We start from the raw sequence: 18,359 nt of genomic DNA, 5'->3' as shown, positions 1-18,359 counted from the left end.
CAAGTAGTGGCGCAAATGATAGACCGTGCTTGCTGGTTTTCGAACCTCCTCTATACGTCACTCCTTCCTCGCGAGGAAGGAGCCGGAGGATGGAGCTTGCCAAAACGCGCAAGCTGCCTGGAGGGCTGGGCCACACCCGCGGTAGCGGGTGGGGCGGAGCAAAGCGAACCCCGTAAGGGAGCGACCCGCCTGAGGCGGGATGCGCCCAAAACAAGAAAAAAACAAGAAACATGACCAATAAGCAACCCAGTTTTATAGAGCGGATGGCCGAAAAACTTGGCCTCATCCCTGATTTGCAACAAAATCGGGAACCGGATTTGGAACGTATCGCCCCGGAAGGAGAGCTCACCCAATTTCCTCCCATGGAGCAGTGGGACGACTGGACGGAATACGAAGCCACCGAGCACCCCAAACGGGTAAAGCGCAACTATGCGATAGTGCCGACGACCTGCTTTAACTGCGAGAGTGCTTGTGGACTGACCGCCTACGTAGACAAAGACAGCCACGAGATTCGCAAGTTTGAGGGCAACCCCTACCACCCTGGTAGTCGGGGGCGGAACTGTGCCAAAGGGCCAGCCACCATTAACCAGATTACTGATCCCGACCGCATCCTGTACCCCCTGAAACGCGTAGGCGAACGTGGCGAGGGCCAATGGGAACGCGTGAGCTGGGACGAGGTGCTGGACGATATTGCGGGCCGGATACGCAAAGCCCTGCAAGAAAAACGCAACAATGAGGTGGCCTACCACGTGGGGCGCCCCGGGCACGAGGGCTACGCCAATCGGGTGCTGCAAGCCTGGGGGGTAGATGGACACAACAGCCATACCAACATCTGCTCGTCGGGGGCTCGCTTTGGTTACAATCTCTGGTACGGCTACGACCGTCCTTCGCCCGACCACGCCAATGCCAAGTTTATCCTCCTGATTTCGGCGCACTTGGAGAGTGGTCACTACTTTAATCCGCACGCTCAGCGTATTATTGAAGCCAAGATGAAAGGGGCCAAGCTGGCTACGATGGATCCTCGTTTGTCGAACACAGCGAGTATGTCGGATTACTGGCTGCCTACCTATCCGGGGTCGGAAGCGGCGGTGCTGTTGGCGATGGCCAAGATTATTCTGGACGAGGGCTTGTACAATCGGCCCTTCCTGGAGAACTGGACCAACTGGCAGGCATATCTACAAGCTCGCCACCCGGAATCGCCTGTGGTTTTTGAGACCTACATCGAGAAGATGCAGGAAGAATATGCCGAGTATACGCCCGCTTTTGCGGAAAAGGAAAGCGGTGTGCCGGCTGCCAGAGTAGAAGAAGTGGCGCGAGCGATTGGTGAAGCTGGGTCGCAATTTGCTTCCCATAACTGGCGGAGTGCGGCCAGTGGCAATCTGGGAGGTTGGTGTGTATCGCGGGCCTTGCATTTTCTGACGGTGCTGACGGGTAGTGTGGGCACGAAAGGAGGGACTTCGCCCAACAAGTGGAATAAATTTTCACCGCAGTTTTTCTCAACTCCTCCGGGGCAAAAATTCTGGAATGAGCTGCATTTTCCCAACGAATATCCGCTCTCGTTTTTTGAGATGAGCTTCTTGCTGCCGCATTTTCTGAAGGAAGGAAGGGGCAAGATGGATGTGTACTTCACCAGGGTGTTCAATCCCGTGTGGACCTACCCCGACGGCTTCAGCTGGATGGAAGCGCTGATGGACAAGAACATGGTGAACATGCACATCGCGCTGACGCCAACCTGGAATGAGACGGCCTTCTTTGCGGATTATGTGCTGCCTATGGGCCATTCGGCCGAACGGCACGACCTGAACAGCTACGCTACCCACTCGGGTATGTGGATCGCTTTCCGGCAGCCGGTACTGCGTGAAGCCGCACGGCGAGCAGGGAAAAATGTGGAGTTCACCTACGAAGTGAACCCTGGCGAAGTGTGGGAGGAAGACGAATTCTGGATTGAGCTGAGCTGGCGGATTGACCCTGATGGCAGCCTGGGGGTACGCGAGCACTTTCTGTCGCCTTACCGCAAAGGAGAGAAGATTACCATTGACGAGTATTACCAGTACATCTTTGAGCGCACCAAAGGACTGCCCGAAGCCGCCAAAAAGGAAGGCCTGACCGAGCTGGACTACATGCGTAAGTACGGGGCTTTTGAGATAGAGAAGCGTAGTTATTCGAAGCATATAACGGAACTGACGCCAGAACAACTGGAAGGAAGCGTAAGAGAAGAGGGAACGGACTTGATCAAGAAGAACGATAAAACGATAGGCGTGTACGTAGATGGCAAAGCCGTGGTAGGTTTCCCAACGCCTTCGCGCAAGAACGAGTTTTACTCGCAGACCATGGTCGATTGGGGCTGGCCAGAGTACGCTACGCCTACCTATATCAAGAGCCATATTCATCCCGATACGCTGGACAAGGAGAAGGGCGAATACTGCCTGGTACCAACCTTCCGCTTACCGACCCTGATTCACTCGCGGTCGGGCAATGCCAAATGGCTGGCGGAAATCTCCAACCGCAACCCCATCTGGATGCACCCCGAGGATGCCAGCCGCTGGGGTTTTCAGACGGGTGATCTGGTGCGACTGAATACCGATATTGGCTACTTTGTGGACAAGGTGTGGGTCACCCAGGCCATGAAGCCGGGCGTAATCGCTTGTTCGCATCACCTGGGCCGCTGGCGCCGCAGGCAAGATGCTGGCAATCGCTGGGCCACCAATACGGTCAACATCAACCACGATGGCAAAGGCGGCTGGAAGATGTCGACCCTCTCCGGCGTGAAGCCCTTCGACAGTAAAGACGCCGATAGCAAGCGGATCTTCTGGACGGATGGCGGCGTACACCAAAACATCACCCACGCCGTGCATCCTGACCCAATCAGTGGCATGCACTGCTGGCACCAACGGGTACGCATCGAACGGCCTCATGCTGACGACAACTACGGCGACATCTTTGTGGATACGGCCAAAGCGCATGAAAACTACAAGGAATGGTTGAAGATGACGCGTCCGGCACCGGGCCCTGGAGGACTGAGGCGGCCTTTGTGGTTCAATCGCCCTTTGCGGCCACAGGAGGATTTATACTACCTGGATGAGTCGGGAGAGTAGTGTTTTACCACATAGTCACATAGATTTATTTTTTGGATTTGATGAGCGTTTGAAAAATTCTCTATGTCTATGTGTTAGGAAATGGATTAGTTTGATTTTTACCACATAGTCACATAGATTTGGCCATTCTATGTGACTATGTGGTAAAATTTAATGACGCCTATGAGTGATGAGTGTAAAATAAAGCGCTGGGATTTGCTGAAAACCCGCCTACAGAATGTGAAGGCAAAAGCGGCGATAGAATTGCTGGAGGCACATCCCAGCATGATGGTCATTGATTGTCGGCAGCCGGAGGAGTACATGATGGTGCGCCTACCTCAGGCAGTGAATATTGATTATTTAGGCGTCTCTTTCTGGGAACACCTGCGGGATTTGCCAAAGGAGGAGCCCTACCTGGTGTATTGCAACACCTGCCGCCGTAGCACACGGGCCTGCACTTTGATGAAAAATGGCGGTTTTGAAAAGGTCTATAATTTAGATGGTGGCTTACAGGCCTGGATTGATGAATGTGGAGATGGGGCCTTGGTGAGGGGAGAGTGAGAGGAAGTGACTGGCCCTTTGGAAATCAAATCCTATGAAAACACCTCAGATGCCCTCATAATCCCTTAAATGGTTCAAAAACCTACGTGGTAAAAAACAAAAAAAAACTTAAATGCCCTAAGGTGCCTGATGTGGTTTTTAAAAAAAACACCCCCTGTGATCCCCATCACTGACTAGCTCCCCAAAAGGCCGTTGTTTTGTATTCGTAATCAGTAACTAGCAAGTTTTAATCATTACGAATCATGCAAGTAGAACAAATATATACCGGCTGTTTGGCACAAGGCGCTTACTATATCGAGAGCGAAGGCGAAGCAGTCATCATTGACCCTTTACGGGAAACCCAACCTTACCTGGACAAGCTGGCAGAAGCTGGTGTTAAGTTGAAGTACATTTTTGAGACGCACTTTCACGCCGACTTCGTATCTGGTCACCTGGATCTGGCGAAGAAAACGGGTGCCAAGATTGTTTACGGTCCCCAGGCTACAACCGCTTACGATATCTACAGTGCCCAAGATGGCGAGGAGTTGAAAGTAGGAGCTTTGACTTTTAAGGTGCTACATACTCCGGGGCATACCCTGGAAAGCACCACTTACCTGCTGCGCAACGAAGCCGGCGAAGATTACGCTATCTTTTCAGGAGACACCCTCTTTTTAGGTGATGTAGGTCGCCCGGATTTGGCGATCAAGCAAGGGGCGATCACCAAAGAAGACTTGGCGGAGATGCTCTTCGAAAGCCTGCGCACCAAAATTATGCCGCTGGATGACAAAGTGATCGTCTACCCTGGCCACGGTGCTGGCTCGGCCTGTGGGAAGAACCTGAGTACGGATACCTGGGGTTACCTGGGTGACCAGAAAGCGACCAACTACGCCTTGCGCGCGGATATGACCAAAGAAGAGTTTGTCCAGGAAGTTACTTCTGGCCTGCTTCCTCCTCCGCAGTATTTCGCTAAGAATGCGATGATGAATAAGGCGGGCTACGAGAGCTTCGACGAAGTACTGAAGAAAGGTGCCGTAGCCCTTACGCCCGAAGCATTTGAAGCCCTGGCGGAAAGTGAGGAAGCCCTTATGTTGGATACTCGCCATCAGGACGATTTTGCCAAAGCGCACGTACCCAATTCGATCTTTATTGGCATCGATGGCAGCTTTGCCCCTTGGGTAGGTGCTTTGATTACCGATATTAAACAACCGATCATCTTGATCACCCCGGAAGGCCGGGAAGAAGAAGTGGTGACTCGCTTGGCGCGGGTAGGTTACGATAATACCTTGGGTTACCTAGCTGGAGGTATGGAGGCCTGGATCAAAGCTGGCAAGGAGGTAGATGCGATTGAAAGTATCACTGCCGATGAGTTGGCCAATCAGCTGACCAATGACCTGCAGGGAGAAATATTAGACGTACGCAAACCTACTGAATACCTGGCCCAGCACGTGGAAGGAGCGACCAACTTTCCACTGGATTATTTGAACAAGAATATGGACCGGCTAAGTCGTCAGAAGACCTACTATCTGCACTGTCTGGGAGGCTACCGTTCGATGATTTTTGCCTCCATTCTACAAGCCCGGGGATTCCGGAACCTGGTAGACATACAGAAAGGTTGGCGTGCTATAGAGGCGAGCACTGTACCTGTGACAAACTATGCTTGTCCGAGTACACTGACCCAAGAAACGATTGATCAGGCGGTTGCGGCCGTACTGTAAAATATACCCGGTACAACTACTTCGTAACGGATATGAAATGGGTGATTTTATAGGTTTCCAGTACGGCATTGCGACAAAATGCAATGCCGTACATTTTCAACAAGAACTATGAGTTATTTTCTTATCGCCATAATCGCCATACTGGTGGTTATGTTATCCCTTAAATTTATGCAACAGTTTAATAGCCGCGGCAAATATGAAAATATTGATGCTGCCACATTCATCAGTTTGAGCAAAGAGCCCAATACTGTTATTTTAGATGTTCGCCAACCTGCCGAAATTGCAGAGGGCAAAATCAAAGGTGCCAAAACCATCAATATAATGGCGGGCAACTTTATGGAAGAAGTAGACAAGCTTCCTAAAGATAAAGCTTACCTCGTCTACTGCCGCAGTGGCAATCGTAGCGGTATGGCCTGTAGTCAAATGGCGGGCTTGGGTTTTGAAAAACTCTATAACCTGCAAGGCGGTTATGGCGCTTGGTTGCGGGCAAAATAAGTAATCAAGGAAGGAGGAGGTTTTAGTCTAAATAAATGTACTTTTGTAATATGTCCATCAAGGGTTACAAAAGTCTACCTCCCCTTTCAATCTTTACCTGTAGTTGGCTCTTTGTGGCTTTTCTGCAATTGGCGACTGTTTCCCTTTCTGCTCAGGCCTGGTCTATCTACCCTCGTCATTTTACGGTCGATGACGGCCTTCCCACCCTTGATGTTTATCATATTCAGCAAGACAGAAATGGTTTCATCTGGATAGGCACAGATGTAGGCATGGCCAGGTACGATGGTTATGATTTTGAAGTGACTACAACAAGAGATGGCCTACCCAATAATGATGTTATCCGCATTGTTGAGGATCAAAAAGGGAAGTTGTGGATTAGTTCATTTGGCCCCTTATACATTATTGATGGCTCACACAAGAAAGTTATCGACTTGCCTGAATTGCGGGTCCCAAAAACGATCTTTGAAATAGTCAATTCTTCAGAGAATGGGATGTGGATGAATTTTGGGCGGGATATTTTTTATCTCAATGCTGATTATCAATTACAGCAATTGCCTAAAGCGATAGCCAAACCCAGAACCTATACTCGCCAGGCGATCACCAAAGGCATAAAGGATACCGTTCTAATTTACTCGGGGGATTATATTTATCACACTTATAATGAATCAGTAGTAGATTCGATACTACTGCCTCCCGCTTTTCGCAATGTACTAGAAGTCGTATATGCCTATCATGGAGGGGCGTATTTTTTTATTACAAATGATGGCCTTCAAATTTGGAGTCCTAAAAGTAATGAAGTACAACTTATAGATAAGGAGGTAACAAAGGGAGTTAAGATGCAAATGGAAGGTAACCAGCTTTTTGTTTTGCATTCAAATTATGGCCTAAGAATCTATGAGCAAAAAAGTAACTCCTGGGAATTAAAACATCAATTACATCCTTCTGACTATTGTAATTCCTATTTATTAGATAGAGAGGGCAGCTTGTGGATGACAACCCTGGGAAATGGTGTGTATTTCTATCCACGGCAAACGATTCCATCTTATTCGACAGTATTGCCTGAGGAGCATCAACGGGTTAATAAACTTCTAGGGGTCAATGATCGGTTGTATGTGGGGACTTACAACGGGCGAATCTACTCCTACGACCCTAAGGATCACAGCGCGAGTATGTTGGTAGAATCCAGTGCTCCCGAAAACAACATCTTCGACCGGATCATGTCGATGGTGAGTTTGAGTACCGGAGAACTCTTGATCGGCAAGGATACAGGTTTATACTTGTTGGAGGGTGATACTTTAAAACATTTGGCAAAGCTGGCGATCAAATCTCTTTTTATTGATAAAGACAATGGATTATTGATAAATACGCAAGGAACCTGTCTACAGGTTTCAAGTGCCATGTTGGACAAGTGGCGAGGAAATGTAAATGTCAATTATAAAAATTTTAGTGAAAAAGCCAAAGTTATTGCCGAAGGGCGTGGTTACGCGTCGTTTGTTAGTAAAGATGGTATGATATGGTCCGATAATACTGCCCGTGGATTAATCTCGTATCGTGATGGCATAACCACTTTTTGGCAGGACCGCAGCCAGATCTTCAAGGTACAAGTTAATGATATAGAAGAGCTATCTGATGGTACCCTTGTGCTTGCTACTCAAGGCGAAGGGCTCATCTTTCTTAAGAATGGAGATTACTGGGTAGTAGATGAATTATTGCAGCTGCCCAGCACGATTGTGAATAGCCTGTATTTGACCGGGGATAGCCTCTGGGTGGCAACGAATAGGGGAGTAGCTTTAGCGAGTGGGATTGATATCTCTCGTAGACAAGTAACGATCAATGTTTACAATCGCAATGATGGCTTACTCACCGAAGACATTGCAGACCTGGTCGTTTGGCACAATGAGTTGATATTGGCCACCGAAAGAGGATTGCTTAGATTACCGTTGGTGCGAGAAGAGGAAAAAGAAGTATATCCACGGATATTAATCCAGTCCTTGAAAGTGGGTGGAATGAATGTGGTATTGGAAGATGAAATTAAACTACCCAATTATTTAAACAATCCGCGGTTTTCATTTCTAGGTATCTCTTACCGCAGCCAGGGAAAAATCCGTTATCGTTATCAATTGGAAGGTTACGATCAGGATTGGCTAAGTACAGTCAATCGGGAAGTAAATTATCACAACTTGTCTCCTGGTGCTTACACTTTTAAAGTGCAGGCAATTGATTACAAAGGGCAATTGAGTAAAGAAATAGGGAGTGTATCATTTTTTGTAAAGCCTCATTTTACCCAGCGCTTCGATTTCTGGTTATTGTCTGGGGTACTGGTCGTTGGTTTACTTGGTGCCATTGGTTATAGCTACCTCACTTTTCGGCAGCGAAATGTACTGGCACTTTTGGTAAAGGAAAAAACGATAGACCTTGATCAGCAGGTAGCTGAATTGGCTCGCTCCAATGAAGAACTGGAACAGTTCGCACGCGCTGCGTCACATGATTTGAAATCACCATTACGCAACGTAGCCAGTTTTGTACAGTTACTTAATCGGCGGGCTAGCGATCGCCTTACGGAGGACGAAAAAGAGTATATACAGCTGGCGGTCAATGGCGTAAAAAGCATGGAGCGAACGATTGAGGACTTGCTCAGAGTGACCAAAGTAGATCAACATGACACGGAGAAGGTCACGCTGAATTTCCTTACGGTCATTAAAGAAATAGAAGACGCCAACCAGCATTTGCTGAAAGAACAACAAGCTGAAATTATTATTGATACTGATTTTCCAACGCTAACTTTTAGTAAAGTCAATGCGTACCAATTGTTTCAAAACCTGATCATTAATAGTATCAATTATCGGGCGGAAGAAGCTCCTCGGATTCACGTTGGTTGTGAAGCTATTGGTGCTTTTTGGCGGTTCTACGTAAAAGACAACGGGATGGGCATTGAAAAAGAATTTCAGGAGCAAATCTTTGGCCTTTTCAATCGCCTTCACCGAAATGATGAAATACCCGGCACGGGGATCGGACTGGCTATCTGTAAGAAAATAGTAGAGCGCAATGGCGGTAAAATCACCGTTGATTCTACGCCAGGGCAGGGAACTACCTTCTATTTCACGATACCAAATGAATAAATCAGTATTCGTTTGTTAATGAGATGTTAGTAACTCCCTCTTGGTGAATTTTTTATTTGGTGGGAATATAAAATATTCTACATTTACGCCGTAATTCAAAGACCACACAAAAAAGGTGCAATACCTAATGTAGTGAAGCAAGTAAAAGAACAACAATTGGCTACTGGGATAAGACTTTCTGTCGTCTTGAGCCTACTCTTTGCGGTGAGCCTGCTGTGGTCAAATACTTGCTTGCCCGTTGCTTCTTTTTGGAATTATTATTCAGCTGTTCAGCAAGACGGAAGGGTATTAAAAGATAACTCGGACAAATCGAGTCAATTTTGTTTTTTCCAGACAGAAGAAGTTGAAGAAAAAGAATCAGAAGAAAATTCATCTGCTGATCATACGGATTGCAATCGTTGCATTTCCGGTTTAGGAATCTGCTCTAACCCCATTTTATCGCTTTACGATAGCGCCTTGCTATCCTCGCCACCACTAAAGCGTTATCTCCTTTTTCATGCCTTGAAATTGGACTGTTAATTTCCTTGTATTTCCCTGTTTAGGCAATCAGTATGCTGTGACTGCAGCATTACTTCTTTCCTGTATTCACTGAGTGAAATGTTTTCCTGTTTCTTTTCGATTGTGCTCACTTTCAGGTGCTTACAGGCTGGTTGAAAATGCAGTGCACTGGCATATTCCTCTGCCGGTTTTTCTTAGCACAACTACTACTTTTCGGCAAGGACCGCAAGTACGTCTCGTGCATTTAGATGCTATATAAATTTAAATTGGATATGCAAATCGAAGAAAAAGCACCTTCTCTTCCCAAAGATGGATGGGAAGGGCTTAAGCAGAATTTTGTGGCAGATCATACTGCTGGTTTTGTGGTGTTCTTATTGGCCCTACCGCTGAGCTTGGGCATTGCTAAAGCTTCAGAATTCCCACCAGTAATGGGCTTGGTGACGGCCATCATTGGTGGCTTGGTCGCTACGTTTTTTACGGGTTCGAAGCTGACAATCAAAGGCCCGGCAGCGGGATTGATTGTGATTGTAGCTGGTGCCGTTACCGAATTAGGTGGTGGTGTAGAAGGTTGGCACCTCGCCCTTGGGGTGATGGTGGTTGCGGGCTTATTGCAGATTTTATTTGGCGTATTAAAGCTTGGGAAGTTTGTTGATTTCTTCCCGCTTTCCGCCATTCACGGGATGCTGGCGGCTATTGGGCTGATCATTATTGCCAAACAAATACCAGTATTACTCAACGTAGATCCTGCCTTAATGAAGGGCAAGGGGCCCTTGGCTTTGTTTGCTGCTATTCCCGAGTTTTTTGCTAACCTCGATCCGACAGTGAGCATCATTGGCGGCATAAGTTTGGCCATCATGCTGGGCTGGAAAATGGTGAAGCACCCTGTACTCAAGCAAGTACCCGCACCTTTGCTGGTGTTATTGTTTGCTATCCCAGCAGGGATGTATCTCCAACTGGGTAGCACTGCGCCTGCTTATACCTTGGTGAAAGTAGGCGTACTGACCGATCAGGTAGGATACAATGTAGATTTTTCAGGTGTTGCCAAATTGGGCATCTTCCTGAAATACGTCGTGATGATCACCTTGGTAGGTAGCTTGGAAAGTTTACTTACCGTAAAAGCAGTGGATTTGCTCGATCCTTACAAGCGGAAATCAGACCCCAATAAGGACATGATTGCGGTAGGGATTGCCAATACACTAGCTGCTTTTGTTGGTGGAATGCCGATGATCTCAGAGGTGGCTCGTAGTTCGGCCAACGTTAAACAAGGAGCAAAAACGAGGTGGGCGAATTTTTTCCATGGCACTTTTTTGCTGTTATTTGCCTTGCTGGCGTATCGCTTGTTGGAACAAATTCCAAATGCTGCGCTAGCGGCTATGCTGATCACCGTAGGCATCAACCTGGCTCACCCCAGAGAGTTTATCCATACCTATAAAATTGGAGCAGAACAGCTGGCCATTTTTATCACGACGATCTTCTTCACTTTATTTGAAGACCTTCTAATAGGTATTGCTGCGGGGATGCTGCTGAAAGTAGTGATCCACTTGTTCCGTGGAGCTTCCCTTAGGTCACTCTTCAAATCAAATGCAGAAATAATCATCGAAGAGGATAATTTCGTAAGACTACGCTTAGGAGAAACGGCCCTCTTTACCAACTACCTCAGCTTGAAAAAAGAATTGGGGACGATTCCCGTCGGTAAAACGGTTTACATTGAAATTGAGGGCACAAAAATAATAGACCACTCCGTCATGGAAAATCTCCATCATTTTGAAGAGGATTACCATGCTACGGGTGGAACCGTCCATTTCGTTGGTTTGGAAGATTTGAGCCCCGTTTCAAACCACCCGCTAGCGGCAAGAAAAAGAACAGGAGCTGCCCCTCGTCGGGAGCCGGTACCTGGTGTAGCTGCAGGAACAGCTGCAGTGCCTTTCAACGAAAAGCACCTGCTACACGAATTGAAACACTATTTACCTGCGCAGGCTGCACTAAAAGATTTTGTGCACCACAATTCGCTGCATGCTTTTCAGGAAAAGGAATTTTTTGAAGGCATTTTCAGTGCCGCAAAGATTTTCGGTATCCAGGTGACCTTCAATATTGATGAATACCGTGGCCTCTACAAGCAGGGCCGCATTCGTCCGGAAATGCTGGATCGTATCATCATTACCCATAAAGGGAAAGAAAACCTGATCCTCTATCGGCAAAAAATGCTGGAAGAGGGATACAAGAGCACTTATGCGCCGCGTATCGGCCAACTGCGTGCCCAATGGAAAGAGCAGTACAAAATTGATCTTGACAACCTGGTGCAACCCTTACTGTTCCGGATCATCTGTAGTTACCTGGATCAAGGGATAGCCCTGTGGCATTTCCCCTTTGAAGACCAGGGGCTACTGAATGCTATCCGTACGCTGGAGCAAAACAGCTTTAGTAGCTTCTTCAAGTCGAAACGTGTAAAAGAACTCTTAGCCAAGGAGCAACTTGAGCTTACCGAACTTTTGGATATCGTAGTAGGAGACTCCCGCTACTATGAACAATATATTTATGACCAACAGTTTGGTCACAAGGGATGGAGCGGCATCATCAATGCCATTGAAGACAACCCCCAGACGTTGTTGTACTCAAAATCCGTCAACCTGCGAGATTTCATCTTGCTGGAGTTGTTGTTGGAAATAGATGCCTTGGACCAAAATCTGGGCAGTCGCTGGCAGCCGCTTTGCGCGGAACCGGTTATTGCCGCAGAAGATTACTTCCGCGAAGTCGTTACTGGCGAAGCAGAAGAAATTTTACAGTTCTGGCAGGAAGCCTTCGAGTGGGATTACTACGATGAGGTGCTTAGCGCCGTAGCGCAATTGACGGACACACCTGCTACAACTCAGTCGGGCAAAAAAAGCTTCCAGGCCATGTTCTGCATCGATGATCGCGAGGATTCAATTCGCCGTCATTTGGAGACCGTTGATCCTGATTGTGAAACGATCGGTGCCCCTGGTTTCTATGGAGCAGCCATTTACTTTCAGCCTTATGGTGGGAAGTTTTATGAGAAAAACTGTCCGGTAGCCATTACACCCAAGCACCTGATCAAGGAAATTGAAGTCAGTAAGGGGCACGAGCAGGTGGCTTTCCACAATAAGCATTCGCATACCTTCTTCCGTGGGTTTATGTATGCCTTGTCCTTAGGGCTTATTACCGGATTCCGGATGTTAGGCGACTTGTTCCGTCCCAAGATGCGGGCGGATATTGCGGATGCTTTCTCCCACATGGATACCAATGGCAAGCTACTGATCGAAAATACGGATCCCAACCATCGGGAGAACGGATTGCAGGTAGGCTACACGGTGGAAGAAATGGCGGATGTCGTACAAGGTCTACTTCGGGGCATTGGCCTTACGGAAGACTTTACGGATGTGGTCTATGTCATTGCGCACGGTAGTAGCAGTGCCAACAACCCTCACCACGGTGCTCACGATTGTGGTGCATGTAGCGGTCGCCCTGGTGCGATCAATGCGCGGGTGTTTTCGTTCATGGCCAACCACCCGAAGGTGCGTCTAGTCCTGGAATCGCGGGGGATCAACATCCCTGATACGACCCAGTTTGTGGGAGCCATGCACGATACAGCCAGTGATGAGGTAGGCTATTACGATACCGAAATCCTTACCCCGGAGAATGCCGCTCAACACCAGCTGTTCTATGCTCGTATGGAGAAAGCCCTCGACCTGAATGCCCAAGAGCGCGCACGTCGTTTTGCTTCGATTGACATCAACCAGGATATCAAACAGATTAGAAAAGCCATCAAAGATCGCTCGGTTTCTTATTTCGAACCACGGCCGGAACTGGGGCACGGCACCAACGCCTTGTGTTATGTGGGTTCACGTGATCGGATGAAAGGCTTGTTTCTGGATCGTCGGGCCTTCTTGCAGACCTACAATTACCAGACCGACCCTACCGGAGAGGTGCTGTTGCAGGTGATGAACCCGCTACCTGCTGTTTGTGGTGGCATCAACCTGGAGTATTACTTCTCCCGGATGGATATTGAGAAGATGGGAGCAGGTACCAAATTACCGCACAATGTGATGGGACTCATCGGCGTAGCTAACAGCAGCGACGGTGACTTGCGCCCCGGTTTGCCACTGCAAATGATTGAAAATCACGACCCCGTACGACTCCTGATGATGGTAGAACACCGCCCGGAAATCGTCCTGAAGGTCATCAAGTCTTCAGCAGCTATTTACGATTGGTTTGATAAAGGTTGGTTGCATTTAGTGGCTATCTCCCCGGAGGATGGCCAGTTGTACCACTTTGATAATGGTGAGTTTGTCTTGTACGAACCGCTAGCTATGGTCAAACAAGCATCCGATATTCAGAAGGTTCTCGTGAAGACCAAGAAGATGACAACCAACCATATTTTGGATGCGACCAAGGAGAATATCCCTGTTCACATTTATTCTACTCAAAACAAATAGTCCATGAATCTCATACTGCCAATTTTATTAATTGTTCCCTTGTTGGCCTTGGGCATAGGTTTCCTTTTCAACAACAAGGACGAGCGCCCGATCTTCGTTGCTACGGCACTCGGAGTAGGTGTCAATTTTATCTTTCTAATTCTACTGGCTTTGATGTGGGCCGGCAATGGCTTTGAGCCCGTATACTACCAAGGGCCAGTACTTTACCATCAGGCGTCGACAGAATTTTCTATCGGTTTGTTTCTCGATGCTTATTCGTTGGTGTATCTGCTTACTGCAACCTTCCTTACGGGAGTAGTTATCACTTTCAGCAGGTATTATATTCACCGGGAAAAAGGCTATAAACGCTTTTTCAATAACCTCAAGTTCTTCTACTTTGGCCTGGTGCTGGTACTTTTGTCCGGCAACCTGGAGACCCTCTTCGTGGGTTGGGAAGTATTGGGTGTTACTTCTTTCTTCCTCATCGGGTTCTACCGCGAGCGGTACCTCCCGGTGAAGAATGCCTTGAAGGTGGTTTCATTGTACCGGGTAGCCGATATTGCGTTGCTGCTAGGCATCTGGATTTGTCACCATTATTTTGGACACAGTATCAATTTTGCCACACTGGATGGCCTGCATAACCCTCAGGCTCATATTTTGGATGATACTTTCTACGAATTCATGATTCCTGGTGTATTTCTGTTGGCGGCAATGGTAAAGTCGGCTCAGTTTCCTTTCTCTTTTTGGGTGCCACGAGCAATGGAAGGCCCCACCACTTCAAGTGCGATCTTTTACGGTTCTCTATCAGTACACATCGGCGTGTTTTTACTGATTCGTACAGCACCATTTTGGGAAGAAAACCTGTTGTTCCATTGGTTGATCGGTGGGGTAGGACTACTGACCTGTATCATGGCAACGCTGACGGCACGGGTGCAATCTTCGATTAAAACCCAGATTGCCTATTCTTCCATCGCGCAAATCGGCTTGATGTTTATGGAAGTAGCCTTGGGATGGTACGGCGTAGCTTTGATCCACTTTGTTGGCAATGCTCTTTTGCGCAGTCACCAGTTGATGGTATCACCTTCTGTACTTAGCTACCGTATTCATGACCAGTTTTTTCACTTCACACCGCCTGCACCGCAAGGGACCAGTGGCTTGTGGAACAAGATCAAACTGTCGATTTATGTGCTGAGTATCAAAGAGTTTAACCTGGACCGGTTCATGTACCGTTTTTTCTGGAATCCACTTAAAGTAGCGGGTAATACTTTCCGTTTTCTGGATGAAAAGAAAACCTACATGCTGGCTTTGCCGCCGTTTCTGATGGGGCTTTATGCGGTCTATCATCAAGAATTTCTTCCTGCTGGGGTGTTGCGTTTCTTACCAGAGGCCTTTGCCTTGTTTGGGTTGATTTTTATTTTGAAAGCTTTTGTGGAACGCAAATCTGCGCGGAGCAGCTGGGTCCTGATTATCGTTAATCAGCTTTATCAATCCTTGGCTTTTGGTTTCAACGAGGCTTTTGATTTTAGCCAGGTGCACATCTATCTGAGTGGTATTTTCATCTCGGGCATGATCGGTATTTTGGTGATCAACCAACTGCGTAATAAGCGAGAAGCGGTGTCCTTGAACGAGTTTCACGGACATAGCTACGAGTACCCCAAACTGGCCTTCATTTTCGCTCTTGCTTGTCTTGGGCTTGCCGGGTTCCCCATTACTCCCACCTTCATTGGAGAGGATTTATTATTGGGGCACATTCATGAAAATCAATTCCCATTACTGATCCTTATCGTCCTCAATTTAATCCTGGATGGTTTGGTGATTTTCCGAATTTATGCGCGCCTCTTTTTGGGGCAACACAAGAAAGGCTATCACGAAGTGGCTTATCGTTCTTCGTAGTAATAGAAGAAGTCCCCCTCTTCGTCGAAGATTCGATTTTGTTAATTCCAATTGATTCTTTTACTGTTCGGTTCGGTAGGATACGTCTTGTATCCTACCGTCTTTAGCTGACGAACAGCATAAAATAAATTCTCCATGAAGAAGTATTTTCTATTCCTGCTCATGAGCGGGCTGACATGCTTTACGCTAAATGCACAAACTGTTTCCCAACTCAACTCATGGTGGACCTATTCAGGTAACCACCAGCTTGCTGAAAAATTTAGCTTACACACCCTTTATTCTTTCCGGAGGAATGACTTGGTCAAAAACTGGCAGCAATCATTACTACGCCTTGGCGTCAATTATCATTATTCTGCTAAGCTCATGGCTACCCTGGGGTACGACGATGTGATCAACTTTCCTTACGGAGAACAACCCATCGCGCACCGGGTGAAGGAACACCGTATCTATGAGCAAATTACGCTAAAAGATAAGATTGGAAGCGTAGGGGTTTCCCAGCTTTATCGCCTGGAGCAAAGGCTTGTTTCTGGCGTAGATACGAGAAATCGGCTGCGCTATCGCGTGACTTTAGAGGTGCCACTGCAAAAGGCTGATAAAAATAAATTGTTCCTGTCGCTTTTCAATGAAGTCATGATCAACGTCGGAAAAACAGCGGGTAGCCATTACTTTGACCAAAACTGGTTGTACGGCGGCCTGGGCTATCGTTTGAATAAAAACAGTGCCTTAAGCCTGGGTTACATGAATCAATACCTCGTAAAAGTTGATAATCTGCACGCTGAAAATAATCACACATTGCAAGTGGGCTTAAGCTATAATTTTGACCTTCGGCATCATTAGCAGGTCTTCTTAAGCATATACTTTGTTTTCTTTGAAAGCAGAATAAAAGAACCACAAAGCGCTTTGGGCACCAGCCCATGGCGCTTTGTGGTTTCAACAGGTACCATTTCCTGAGAACCCGCTGTGAGGTTTTTGTTCTTTTACAGTGAGGTATACTAAAGCTAATGAAAGTATTGCTATCTTTATAGCATAGTAATCGAATTGTAAAAGCTAAGAAACAGGAATGGACATTAATCAAATCTTTAAAAACAACGAAAACTGGATAGCCCATAAACTTAATGTGGAGAAGGACTACTTCGTGAATTTGTCTAAAGGACAAAGTCCCGAAATCCTTTACATTGGCTGTTCAGATAGCAGGGTGACGGCAGAGGATCTGATGGGCGCAAAACCCGGAGATATTTTTGTCCATCGCAACATTGCGAACATGGTACCCAATACGGACCTGAGCGTGATGTCGGTCATCGAATACGCAGTGAGTCACTTGAAGGTGAACCACGTGGTGATCTGTGGACATTATTTCTGCGGTGGGGTAAAAGCCGCCATGCAGTCGGCTGATCTGGGTATCCTCAACCCCTGGCTACGAAATATCCGCGATGTGTATCGCCTGCACCGTAAGGAACTGGACGCCATTGCCGATGAGGAAGCAAAGTACAAAAGACTGGTCGAGCTGAATGTGCAGGAACAGTGTGTAAATGTGCTGAAGACCGCTGCTGTTCAGACGGCTTTCCGCGACCGGGGCATCACGGTGCACGGCTGGGTCTTTGACATCCACAGCGGCAAGTTAATTGACTTGAAGATTGATTTTGAGCAGATTCTTTCCGGGGTGAGAGAAATTTATCGCTTGGATTAATACCTCCGGCCTTTCAATTTAAAGGTTCGTACGATGTTAAAACCCAGGTGAATATCACCGTCTAGCCAATTTCCAGTGGTTTCGCCAATAAATTGTTTTTCAATCATGGCGGTACTGTTGGTAAAGTGAAATTGAAAAACGTGGCTACCGGTATTGAGGTCAAAACCAATGGATAAAGCATTGGTACGATCCGCTTGCTGGTAAGCAGGCAAGGTATAGTAGTATTCGGAAGTCAGTGCCCAATTTTTGGAAAGCTGGTATTTTCCCGCAGCACCCAGGGCGATCTTGTCATTCGACTCGTCCTGGGTGTTTACGATATTGAAATGCACGTAAGTAGGGGCCAATTGCAAAGAAAAGCGGTCAGAGAATTTTCGAGCCAGCAAGAGTTGTGATACATAACTAAACCGATGCTGCTGCAAAACAGGGCGCAGAGGATCACTATCCTGCAAGGAGTTGTAAGCAACACTGGAATAAAAGGTGGCAGACAAAGGCATGGCCCAGCTACCACCAGTTGATTGTTTAAGTAAACTGACTTTCAGAAAACCGTCAAATTCCTTTCCCAAAGAGCTTCGTCCTCCACCTACGGTGAGCCAATCCATAATACCATAATCCAACCCAATTCGGATATTCGCTTCATCCAGCCCGAAAAATTCGTAGCCTCCACCGTTGATCCGCCCAAAACGGTGGTTGATGATCATTTCCATTTCTCCGCCCCGGCGCATCTCTACCGATTGCCCGTTGATCACCCGCGTGCCGCGGAAGGTTTCGTAAGCATACTGCTTCTCTGTCCCCTGTCCATAAACCGTGGAGAGCAAGCAAATTTGAGTGAGGAGGATTAACCCGCAGGCCGATAAAAATTTGTTGATCATCTTATTTTTTGTTGTAAGTGTCTTCTTTACTAAATCTCA

Annotated in this window: 11 protein-coding genes; 10 read left to right on the top strand and 1 reads right to left on the bottom strand. The window is 47.2% G+C overall.

Annotated features, from left to right (window positions below; translation table 11 throughout):
* The first annotated feature begins 230 nt into the window (after positions 1-230).
* From AB0L18_RS04950 to AB0L18_RS04905, 10 genes are all read left to right on the top strand, one after another.
* Positions 231-3,095 carry a molybdopterin-dependent oxidoreductase gene (locus AB0L18_RS04950; protein ID WP_367391470.1) on the top strand — a complete coding sequence of 955 codons (2,865 nt, stop codon included), beginning with the start codon at positions 231-233 and terminating at the stop codon, positions 3,093-3,095.
* A gap of 162 nt (positions 3,096-3,257) precedes the next feature.
* Positions 3,258-3,635 (top strand): rhodanese-like domain-containing protein, encoded by a 378-nt coding sequence (locus AB0L18_RS04945; RefSeq protein ID WP_367391469.1) that lies wholly within the window; start codon positions 3,258-3,260, stop codon positions 3,633-3,635.
* Positions 3,636-3,877: 242 nt separating this feature from the next.
* Positions 3,878-5,329, top strand: a complete 1,452-nt coding sequence (locus tag AB0L18_RS04940) for a rhodanese-like domain-containing protein (RefSeq protein ID WP_367391468.1) — start codon at positions 3,878-3,880, stop codon at positions 5,327-5,329.
* Positions 5,330-5,437: 108 nt separating this feature from the next.
* Positions 5,438-5,824: a rhodanese-like domain-containing protein gene (locus AB0L18_RS04935; protein WP_367391467.1), complete on the top strand. Its 387-nt coding sequence runs from the start codon at positions 5,438-5,440 to the stop codon at positions 5,822-5,824.
* A gap of 50 nt (positions 5,825-5,874) precedes the next feature.
* Positions 5,875-8,943: an ATP-binding protein gene (locus tag AB0L18_RS04930; protein ID WP_367391466.1), complete on the top strand. Its 3,069-nt coding sequence runs from the start codon at positions 5,875-5,877 to the stop codon at positions 8,941-8,943.
* Positions 8,944-9,075: 132 nt separating this feature from the next.
* Complete coding sequence (locus tag AB0L18_RS04925; RefSeq protein WP_367391465.1) at positions 9,076-9,462, top strand: hypothetical protein; 387 nt, start codon at positions 9,076-9,078, stop codon at positions 9,460-9,462.
* A 251-nt stretch (positions 9,463-9,713) separates the two neighbouring features.
* A complete protein-coding gene (locus AB0L18_RS04920; RefSeq protein ID WP_367391464.1) occupies positions 9,714-13,892 on the top strand; it encodes a putative inorganic carbon transporter subunit DabA in 4,179 nt (1,392 codons plus the stop codon).
* A gap of 3 nt (positions 13,893-13,895) precedes the next feature.
* The gene (locus AB0L18_RS04915) at positions 13,896-15,764 is read left to right on the top strand and encodes a proton-conducting transporter membrane subunit (protein WP_367391463.1); all 1,869 of its coding nucleotides are present in this window, start codon (positions 13,896-13,898) and stop codon (positions 15,762-15,764) included.
* A gap of 135 nt (positions 15,765-15,899) precedes the next feature.
* Positions 15,900-16,601 carry a DUF2490 domain-containing protein gene (locus AB0L18_RS04910; RefSeq protein WP_367391462.1) on the top strand — a complete coding sequence of 234 codons (702 nt, stop codon included), beginning with the start codon at positions 15,900-15,902 and terminating at the stop codon, positions 16,599-16,601.
* A gap of 223 nt (positions 16,602-16,824) precedes the next feature.
* On the top strand, positions 16,825-17,451 hold the full coding sequence (locus AB0L18_RS04905; RefSeq protein ID WP_367391461.1) for a carbonic anhydrase: 627 nt from the start codon (positions 16,825-16,827) through the stop codon (positions 17,449-17,451).
* Here AB0L18_RS04905 and AB0L18_RS04900 read toward each other — a convergent pair.
* On the bottom strand, positions 17,448-18,320 hold the full coding sequence (locus AB0L18_RS04900; protein WP_367391460.1) for a DUF5777 family beta-barrel protein: 873 nt from the start codon (positions 18,318-18,320) through the stop codon (positions 17,448-17,450). The genes AB0L18_RS04905 and AB0L18_RS04900 overlap by 4 nt on opposite strands.
* Between the last annotated feature and the right edge of the window lie 39 nt (positions 18,321-18,359).

Source organism: Lewinella sp. LCG006 (assembly GCF_040784935.1).
Classification (GTDB): Bacteria; Bacteroidota; Bacteroidia; order Chitinophagales; family Saprospiraceae; genus Lewinella.
The sequence above is the reverse complement of the archived record's forward strand: the minus strand, read 5'-3'. Positions and strand labels throughout refer to the sequence as shown.

Excerpts from the sequence above, each read along its gene's own strand:
- AB0L18_RS04900 (WP_367391460.1), bottom strand. The coding sequence starts at position 18,320 with ATGATCAACAAATTTTTATCGGCCTGCGGGTTAATCCTCCTCACTCAA.
- AB0L18_RS04915 (WP_367391463.1), top strand. The coding sequence starts at position 13,896 with ATGAATCTCATACTGCCAATTTTATTAATTGTTCCCTTGTTGGCCTTG.
- AB0L18_RS04950 (WP_367391470.1), top strand. The coding sequence starts at position 231 with ATGACCAATAAGCAACCCAGTTTTATAGAGCGGATGGCCGAAAAACTT.
- AB0L18_RS04910 (WP_367391462.1), top strand. The coding sequence starts at position 15,900 with ATGAAGAAGTATTTTCTATTCCTGCTCATGAGCGGGCTGACATGCTTT.
- AB0L18_RS04920 (WP_367391464.1), top strand. The coding sequence starts at position 9,714 with ATGCAAATCGAAGAAAAAGCACCTTCTCTTCCCAAAGATGGATGGGAA.
- AB0L18_RS04905 (WP_367391461.1), top strand. The coding sequence starts at position 16,825 with ATGGACATTAATCAAATCTTTAAAAACAACGAAAACTGGATAGCCCAT.
- AB0L18_RS04930 (WP_367391466.1), top strand. The coding sequence starts at position 5,875 with ATGTCCATCAAGGGTTACAAAAGTCTACCTCCCCTTTCAATCTTTACC.
- AB0L18_RS04935 (WP_367391467.1), top strand. The coding sequence starts at position 5,438 with ATGAGTTATTTTCTTATCGCCATAATCGCCATACTGGTGGTTATGTTA.
- AB0L18_RS04940 (WP_367391468.1), top strand. The coding sequence starts at position 3,878 with ATGCAAGTAGAACAAATATATACCGGCTGTTTGGCACAAGGCGCTTAC.
- AB0L18_RS04945 (WP_367391469.1), top strand. The coding sequence starts at position 3,258 with ATGAGTGATGAGTGTAAAATAAAGCGCTGGGATTTGCTGAAAACCCGC.